Origin of the sequence: Nonomuraea sp. NPDC049725, from assembly GCF_040674795.1 — a bacterium.
GTDB classification, from domain to species: Bacteria; Actinomycetota; Actinomycetes; order Streptosporangiales; family Streptosporangiaceae; genus Nonomuraea; species Nonomuraea ceibae.
In genome coordinates, this window is record NZ_JBFANJ010000042.1 from 1 (window position 1) to 8,139 (window position 8,139).

The window sequence follows — 8,139 nt, forward strand, 5'->3', positions numbered from 1 at the left end:
ACCTCAGCAACCGGAGACCGTCACCACCACACAGCCAATCTGAAACGAAACACACCTCATGTGGTGTCCCGAATACTCACGGTCAGCTCACTAGCCGCTCGGTCCGCTTGGGCGTGGGCGGCTCCGAGCGGGGTGGGGCCTCCCTCACCTCCTTGAGCCGCCGAAGGCCGGCGCAGGCGCCGATCCGGCCGGATGCCCCCGACGCCGCGCAGGGACTGCAGGTCTTTGAGCTGGTCCATCCGCGGCGAACCGGTTCCAGCGGTGGTGACGTCGGCGTCCGTCGGCCTGGGTCACCGGGGCGGGACGTGTGCCGCCGGGACAGGAAAGGCCGGGAGTCCGGGCTCGCCCCGGCAGTCCCTCCGGCGGGCGGCAGGACGCCTACTTACCGGGATCGAGCAGGTTCTTGAACACCTGCCCGTCCTTCACGATGACCGCCAGGTTCCGCTCAGGGTCGGCGAGGATGGACGGGTCGGCCAGCGGGTCGCCGTCGATGAGCAGCACATCGGCCAGCGCGCCGGGCTCGATCACCCCGAGGGCGCCGGGATAGGGGTTGCGCGGTCCGGCCAGCGCGAGCATCCGGCCGTTGTTGCCGGTCGCCTGGCACAGGATCTCGGCCGGGCTGAACCACTTGGTCCGGTTCACGAACTCCTCATTGACCTTCGCGAGGGTGTCCGGCGCGCTGATGATGTCCGATCCGAAGCCGACGCGGTCGAACCCGGTCTTCTTCACCAGCTTGAACAGCACGTCCAGCCCTTCACGGGCCTGGGCGAACTTCTTCTTCAGCGCCGGGTCGAAGCCGTGGGGGTCGTTGACGTAGACGCTGACTTGCGGGCTCAGCCAGGTCCCGTGGTCCTTCATCAGCTCCAGCGTCTTGGCGTCGATCAGGTTGGCGTGCTCGATGGTGCGTACGCCGGCTTCGACGGCGCGGCGGATGCCGGTGGGGTTGTAGACGTGGGTGGCTACATAGGTGTTCCAGTCGCCGGCCACCTTCACCGCCGCCTCGATCTCCTCGGCGGTGAACTCGGCGATGTCCAGCGGGTCCCGCTCGGAGGCGCAGCCGCCGCTCACGGCCAGCTTGATCTGGGAGGCGCCGCGCCCCAGCACGTAGCGCACCGCCTGCAGCATCTCCGGAACGCCATCGACCACCAGCAGATGCCCGAGCTTCTGCATGGGGTCGCGATGCCCTCCCACCAGGCGGGACGGTTCGGCCGCCGGGGTGAAGTCACCGTGCCCGGAGGTCTGGGAGATGATCGGCCCCGACGGGAAGATCCGGGGCCCGTCGGTGATCCCCGCGTCGATCGCCTTCTTCAGCGAGAAGGTGTTGCCGCCGGTGTCCCGGATCGTGGTGTAGCCGCGCGACAGGTAGAGCTTCGCCATCGACGCGCCGTACAGCCCGTGGTAGGCCAAGTCCGTGTTCGCCCCCTCCGCGGGAGTGACCTGGAGCATGACGTGCGCGTGGGCGTCGATGAAGCCCGGCGTCATGGTCCGCCCGCCCGCGTCGATGACCAAGGCGTCCGGCGGGGCGTCGCCGCGGTCGCCGATCGCGGCGATCTTCCCGTCGGCGATCAGCACGCTGGTCGGCGCGGTCAGCTCGTCCGAACGGCCGTCGAAGACCCGCGCTCCGGTGAAAAGCACCGCCGGCCGGGAAGCCGCCCCGCCTGCGGTTGCCGCGTCCGGCGCTGAATTCGGAGCATGCATGGACGTCTTCCCCCACGATCGGCCGACCAGTACATACGCGATCGTGTCACCCTCGCGGTCCAACCACCTGGCGACATGCGCATGCAGGTGAAACCCCGTCTCACACCCTCTACGAAGGCCCGCCCGCGATCACTCGGGCGGCGATTCCGCTGCTTCGGTCGCCGGGCCCGAGCTGGGTATGCCCAGGCAGTGGCGTATCCCGTCCTGCCTGATTCCGCTGCTACCGCACATCGAGGTAGATCGCAGCCTCTATACCGGCCTCCGCGAGCGGCTCGCCCGCCGCCCGGTGGACGGGTTGCGCTGACCTGTGCCTGCCGGACCTCATGTTTGCAGTGCATACTTTGACGTAATATAAGCAGTGCAAACATTCCTCCGGCATTCCATGACAGCTTGGAACGCCGCAGGCCACGCCCTTCATCGACAGGAGACGAACACCATGAAGGCGATCACGATCACGGAGCCGGGCGGTCCCGAGGTGCTGAAGTGGACCGAGGTCGACGACCCGGCGCCCGCACCGGGCGAGGTGGTCATCGACGTGGCCGCCACCGCGCTGAACGGAGCCGACGTCGCCCAGCGGCTGGGGCTGTATCTCGTGCCGGAGGGCGCCTCGCCGTACCCAGGACTGGAGGTGTCGGGCCGGATCAGCGCCCTGGGCGAGGGGGTGAGCGGCTGGCAGGTGGGCCAGGAGGTGTGCGCGCTGCTGACCGGCGGCGGGTACGCACAGCAGGTCGCCGTCCCCGCCGAGCAACTGATGCCCGTGCCCGAGGGGGTCGGTTTGGTCGAGGCTGCGGCGCTGCCCGAGGCGGCGGCCACGGTGTGGTCGAACGTGGTCATGACCGCGCGACTGGCCGAGGGCGAGACCTTCCTGATGCACGGCGGCGCGGGAGGGGTCGGCACGATGGCGATCCAGATCGCCAAGGCCCTGGGAGCGCGCGTCGTCACCACCGTCAGCGGCGCCGCCAAGACCGCGCGGGTGCGCGAGCTCGGCGCCGACGTGACGATCGACTACCGCACCGAGGACTTCGCGGACTTCGGTCCCTACGACGTCATCCTGGACGTCATCGGCGGGGACTACCTGGAGCGCAACGTGCGCTCGCTCGATCTCGACGGACGGCTCGTCATCATCGGCATGCAGGGCGGCTTCGAGGGCAAGCTCAACCTCGTCGAGCTGGTCTTCAAGCGCAAGTCGGTGTTCGGCACCACCTTGCGCTCGCGCTCGGGGCAGCAGAAGGCCGAGATCGTCGCGGCGTTGCGCGAGCACGTGTGGCCCATGATCGAGTCCGGCGCGGTCCGGCCGATCGTCGACGAGGTCCTGCCCCTGTCCGAGGCGGCCCGGGCCCACCAGCTGATGGCCGACTCCCAGCATGTGGGCAAGATCCTGCTGGTCAACGAGTAAGTCCGGGGCGGGACCGGCATCTCTTGGCGTCAGCACTCGCCTCCGGGCCCAGGACTCAGGATTCGTCACTCTGGGTAGACAAGTCGTCGCCGCCCAGAAATGTCTGGGGGCGCCCACCAGGCGCGGCCCGTCGAGCCGCACGACAGAGCATGCCTGTGCTCGTGACACGGAGTGAACATGACCGCGATTCCGCCGCCGATCACGCCTTACCTGGAGCCTGCCGCGAAAGAGCTGGCCGAGGCGACCGACCCGCACCCGCGCATCTACGAGGTCCCACCGGAACAGGGCCGCCAGATCCTGCTCGACCTGCAGAGCGGCCCCGGCGTGCCCCGCCCGGAGGTGGACGAGGAATGGGTCGAGGTGGACACCGGGCAGTGGGGGACGGTCCGGGTCCGCATCATCCGGCCCCAGGGCGCGGGCGGGCCGTTGCCGGTGATGTTCTACATCCACGGCGCCGGCTGGGTCTTCGGCGACGACAAGACCCACGACCGCCTCTTTCGCGAGTTGGCCGTCGGCGCGGGCGCGGCAGGGGTGTTCCCGGTCTACGACCGTGCGCCGGAGGCGAAGTACCCCACCCAGGTCGAGCAGAACTACGCCGTGGGCCAGTGGGTCATGGAGCACGGCGCGGAACACGGCCTGGACACCTCGCGCGTCGCCGTGACCGGCGAGTCGGTCGGCGGCTGCATGTCCGCGGTGTTCGCGCTGATGAACAAGGAGCGCGGCGGCATCGACCTCAAGGCCCAGGTGCTGCTCTATCCGGTGACCAACGCCGACTTCGGCACCCCGTCCTACGTGCAGTTCGCCGAGGGGTACTACCTGACCCGCGACGGCATGAAGTGGTTCTGGGACGCCTACACCAGCGACCCGGCGCAGCGTGCCGAGGTGTACGCCTCCCCGCTTCAGGCCTCGCTGGAGCAGCTTCGCGGCCTGCCCACCACGCTGGTGATCACCGACGAGGCCGACGTGCTGCGCGACGAGGGCGAGCAGTACGCCAACAAGCTGCGCGAGGCCGGCGTGGACGTCACCGCCGTCCGAGTGGCCGGCATGGTGCACGACTTCCTGCTGCTGGACAGCCTGCGCGACACGCGCGCCGCCAACGTCGCCCGCAAGCTCACCGTCGACGCCTTGAAGGCGGCCCTGCACCCGCAGTAACCGGGCCAGCCGTACGGACCGCCCCGCCCAGTGTTGACAGTGCTTACATGCTGTGCGTACCTTGATGTATGCATCGCAAACATTGAGGAGGGCACGAATGCCATCGGCACAGCCCGATACCGTCGAGGTCACCCTCGGCAGCCGCACGGTCACCGTCCCGAAAGGCGGGCTGTACGACCGCTACCGGATGGACACCGATCTCGACGAGGTGGCCCGCGACCCGCGGGTCAGCAGCGTCGACTTCTTCCGGCGCCTGCCCAAGACCCCGGTGGATTCGCCCATCGGGCCCACGCTGACCCCGAACTTCTACTACCGCGTCTCGACCGCGCGGCTCACCATGCCGGCCCCGTCCCGCGCGATCCGCGGCCGGCTGCCCGCCGAGCTGGCCCCCCTGGAGATCGCGCCCGGCGTGGGTCTGGTGTCGGCCATGTTCTTCCGCTACGACGTGTGCGACATCGACTTCTACACCGAGGCCGCCGTCGGCATCGCCGTCCAGCCGGCCCGGCACGGCCGCCTCGGCTTCGTCGACCTGCTCGCCGCCCTCAAGAACGACAGCCTCGACTCCTACGTGCTGTCCCTGCCGGTCAGCACCGAGATCGCCCAGGTGCGCGGGCACGACGGCTACGGCTTTCCCAAGTGGGTCACCGGCCTCGACGTCGAGATCGACGCCCACCGGACGAGCGCCCGCGTCGCCAACGACACCGGCGGAACCGACCTGGCGCTGAGCGCCGCCACTCCCTCGCAACGCGCGTACCCGAGCGGTGCCAAAGTCTCCACGCTCACCTCCTACACGCGCATCGGGGAGTCCTGGCACTCCACGCTCAGCCAGACCAACATGCTCTCCGCCGGAAGCGTCCGCCTGCCCCGCGGACTCGAGCTGCAGCTCGGACAGGGCCGCCTGTCCGACGATCTGCGCTCGCTGCGGCCAATCAGGACCATCCAGTTCGACGTCGTCACCGAAGGCCAGATCGCCCTGCACCTGCCCGTCCCCTTCTCCGTGCCGAACCGGAAGGCAGGCAACCCTTCATGATCACCGACCGGGCGATCCTGCCCGCCCGCCTGACACCGGCCCTGCTCAACCGGCTCAGCGGCCTGGTCACCGCCGCACCGGACGCCGACCGGGTCACCACCCACGCCCCCTACACCGGTCTTCCGCTCGCTGACCTGCCGGTCTCCACGCCGGCCGACGTCGAGAACGCCTTCACCCGGGCGCGCGCCACCCAGGCCGCGTGGGCCGCCACCCCGATCGCCGAACGCAAGGCCGTCCTGCTGCGCTTCCACGACCTGGTGCTGGCCCGCCAGGACCAGGCGCTGGACCTGATGCAGGCCGAAAGCGGCAAGACCCGCCGCGACGCGTTCCTCGAAGTGACCGACACCGCGATCACCGCCCGCTACTACGCACGCAGCGCCGCCAAGCTCCTGGCGCCCCGCCGCCGCCGCGGCGCGATCCCCGTGCTCACCCACACCACCGAGCTGCGCCACCCCAAGGGCGTCGTCGCGATCATCTCACCGTGGAACTACCCGTTGAGCATGGCCGCCGGGGACGCCATCCCGGCACTCATGGCCGGCAACGCCGTCGTCCAGAAGCCTGACACCCAGACCACGCTCACCGCGCTGTGGGCGCTCGACTTGATGACAGAGGCCGGTCTGCCGGCCGGGGTGTGGCAGATGGTGGTCGGACGCGGGAGATCCCTCGGGGAGCCGCTCATGGACGGCGCCGACTACCTGATGTTCACCGGCTCGACCGCCAGCGGGCGCCTCCTGGCCAGGGACGCCGGTCAACGGCTCATCGGCTCGTCCCTGGAGCTCGGCGGCAAGAACGCGATGATCGTCCTCGACGACGCCGACATCGACAGAGCCGCCGACGGCGCCGTCGCCGCCTGCTTCCCCTCGGCGGGCCAGCTCTGCGTCTCCGCCGAACGCCTCTACGTGGCCGAGTCGATCCGCGACCGGTTCGTCGACGCGTTCGTCACCCGGACGAAGCGGCTCAAGCTAGGCGCCGCCTACGACTACACGATCGACGTGGGCAGCCTCACCACGCCCGCCCAGCTGGCCACCGTCACCGCGCACGTCGACGACGCCGTCGCCAAGGGCGCGAGGCTGCTGGCGGGCGGCCGGGCGCGACCCGATGCGGGCCGCTGTTCTACGAACCGACCATCCTCACCGACGTCACCCCGGGCATGGCGCTGTACGCGCACGAGACCTTCGGGCCGGTCGTCGCGATCTACGCCGTCCGCGACGACGCCGAGGCGATCGCGCGGGCCAACGCCTCGCCGTACGGACTGAACGCCAGCGTCTGGTCTCGAAGCGCCACACGCGGCCGCGCGGTCGCCGGCCGCGTGCGCGCCGGGACGGTCAACGTCAACGAAGCGTTCGCCGCCGCCTGGGGCAGCATCGACGCACCCATGGGCGGCATGGGCGACTCGGGGCTCGGCCGTCGCCACGGCGCCGACGGATTTCTCAAGTACACCGAACCTCAAACCGTGGCCCACCAGCGCCTGCTGGGGTTCTCACCACCCGGCCGCGTCTCTCCCGAGGCCTGGGCGAACCTGCTGACCAGCGCGCTGAAGGTCCTGAAGGCCCTCGGCTCCCGCTGATCTCGCCACGGTACGATTGTGTGCAGCGCACACATCGGAAGGAGCGTCCCGTGCCGCATCCCGGCAGCTCGTACCACCACGGCGATCTGCGCGCCGCCTGCGTGCGTGCCGCACGGGAACTCCTGGAGGAGGACGGCGCCGCAGGGTTGTCGCTGCGGGCGGTGGCACGGCGGGCAGGCGTGTCGCCGACGGCCCCCTACCGGCACTTCGCCGACCGCGACGCACTCGTCTCCGCGGTCGCCGCACACGGCTACCGTGAGCTCACCGAGCACCTGGCCGCAGCCCATCCCGCGCCCAAGAGTCCCGACGACCTCGCCGACATCGCGGTCGCCTACGTTCGCTTCGCCCTCGAACGGCCCGCGATGTTCAAGGTCATGTTCGCCGAGCCGTGCGACCCGGCCAGCGAGGAGCGCGCCGCGGCGATCACCGCCATCTCCGGCTATCTCCACAACCTGGTACGCGGTGTCTTTCCCGACCGTGACCCCGAGCCGTTGGCGGACGCGGTCTGGGCGCTGGCCCATGGCCTCGCCTTCCTCCACCTCGACGGAAAGTTCGACACCTCGACACCCGAGCAGGCGAGCGGCCGTGTCCGCACCGCCGTCCACGCACTGTTCCCTCGATCGTCGACGATCGGGTAGACGACAGACGGACGCACGTCCAGGCGGGGCCGACAGAAGCCGGGCGCCGCCAGACCCGTCCACGGGTGGATCGCCCGCCGGGAGTCGACCTGCGCCATCCCCGCCGTTGTCTGTGCCGAGACGGTGCGTCAGCCCGCCGCCCACGGACGCGCGCGTCTCCATGCGGGCGCGAGCACCGGCGAGGTTCACGGGCCGGCCTCACGGGTCCGACGCAGTGTCCGTGCAACATCGGCGCCCTGGCCGAAGTCGAAGCGGTAGACACCCGCCACACTGCCTGCAGACATGGGAAAGGCGATCATCGTGCACGCCAGTACAGGAGCCAGGGGCCCACGTTGGGCGCCAGCGACTTGGTGCAGTAGTAGTAGTAGTACCGCGAGGGGTACATCATCGAACGGGTGATTTTTGCCGCCGTGCAGGCCTCCTTGGTGCGATATTCGTGGCCTGCTGCGCTGGCCGGAGCTGCACTGAGCGTCAGTGTCATAGCAGTCGCTGCCGTAACGGCAGCCACCGTCAAGAGTCGTTTCATGGCACCGCAAAGTAGTGGGCAGCGGTATGCCGCGGCCCGCGGCCACCTGCCCGTACGCGAATGATCAGACGCCGCGAAGCGTTCGCCGAGGGCCGCGGCCCGTGCCGTACTGGGACTCCAGTACGGCACGGG

General features: G+C 69.9%; 5 protein-coding genes and 1 pseudogene. 5 read left to right on the forward strand and 1 reads right to left on the reverse strand.

What is annotated here, in order from left to right; genetic code table 11:
- Positions 1–378: 378 nt before the first annotated feature.
- Positions 379–1,635 carry an amidohydrolase family protein gene (locus AB0J53_RS45135; RefSeq protein ID WP_364184557.1) on the reverse strand — a complete coding sequence of 419 codons (1,257 nt, stop codon included), beginning with the start codon at positions 1,633–1,635 and terminating at the stop codon, positions 379–381.
- Between the two features lie 499 nt (positions 1,636–2,134).
- Here AB0J53_RS45135 and AB0J53_RS45140 point away from each other — a divergent pair, with 499 nt between their 5' ends.
- From AB0J53_RS45140 to AB0J53_RS45160, 5 genes and pseudogenes are all read left to right on the forward strand, one after another.
- Positions 2,135–3,094 (forward strand): NAD(P)H-quinone oxidoreductase, encoded by a 960-nt coding sequence (locus AB0J53_RS45140; RefSeq protein ID WP_364184560.1) that lies wholly within the window; start codon positions 2,135–2,137, stop codon positions 3,092–3,094.
- Between the two features lie 177 nt (positions 3,095–3,271).
- Positions 3,272–4,246 carry an alpha/beta hydrolase gene (locus AB0J53_RS45145; RefSeq protein ID WP_364184562.1) on the forward strand — a complete coding sequence of 325 codons (975 nt, stop codon included), beginning with the start codon at positions 3,272–3,274 and terminating at the stop codon, positions 4,244–4,246.
- Between the two features lie 97 nt (positions 4,247–4,343).
- Complete coding sequence (locus tag AB0J53_RS45150) at positions 4,344–5,276, forward strand: acetoacetate decarboxylase family protein (RefSeq protein ID WP_364184565.1); 933 nt, start codon at positions 4,344–4,346, stop codon at positions 5,274–5,276.
- Positions 5,273–6,843: pseudogene (locus AB0J53_RS45155) on the forward strand (succinic semialdehyde dehydrogenase). Before AB0J53_RS45150 ends, AB0J53_RS45155 begins: the two are co-directional and overlap by 4 nt.
- 50 nt (positions 6,844–6,893) lie before the next feature.
- Positions 6,894–7,481 (forward strand): TetR/AcrR family transcriptional regulator, encoded by a 588-nt coding sequence (locus tag AB0J53_RS45160; protein WP_364184568.1) that lies wholly within the window; start codon positions 6,894–6,896, stop codon positions 7,479–7,481.
- Positions 7,482–8,139: the final 658 nt, after the last annotated feature.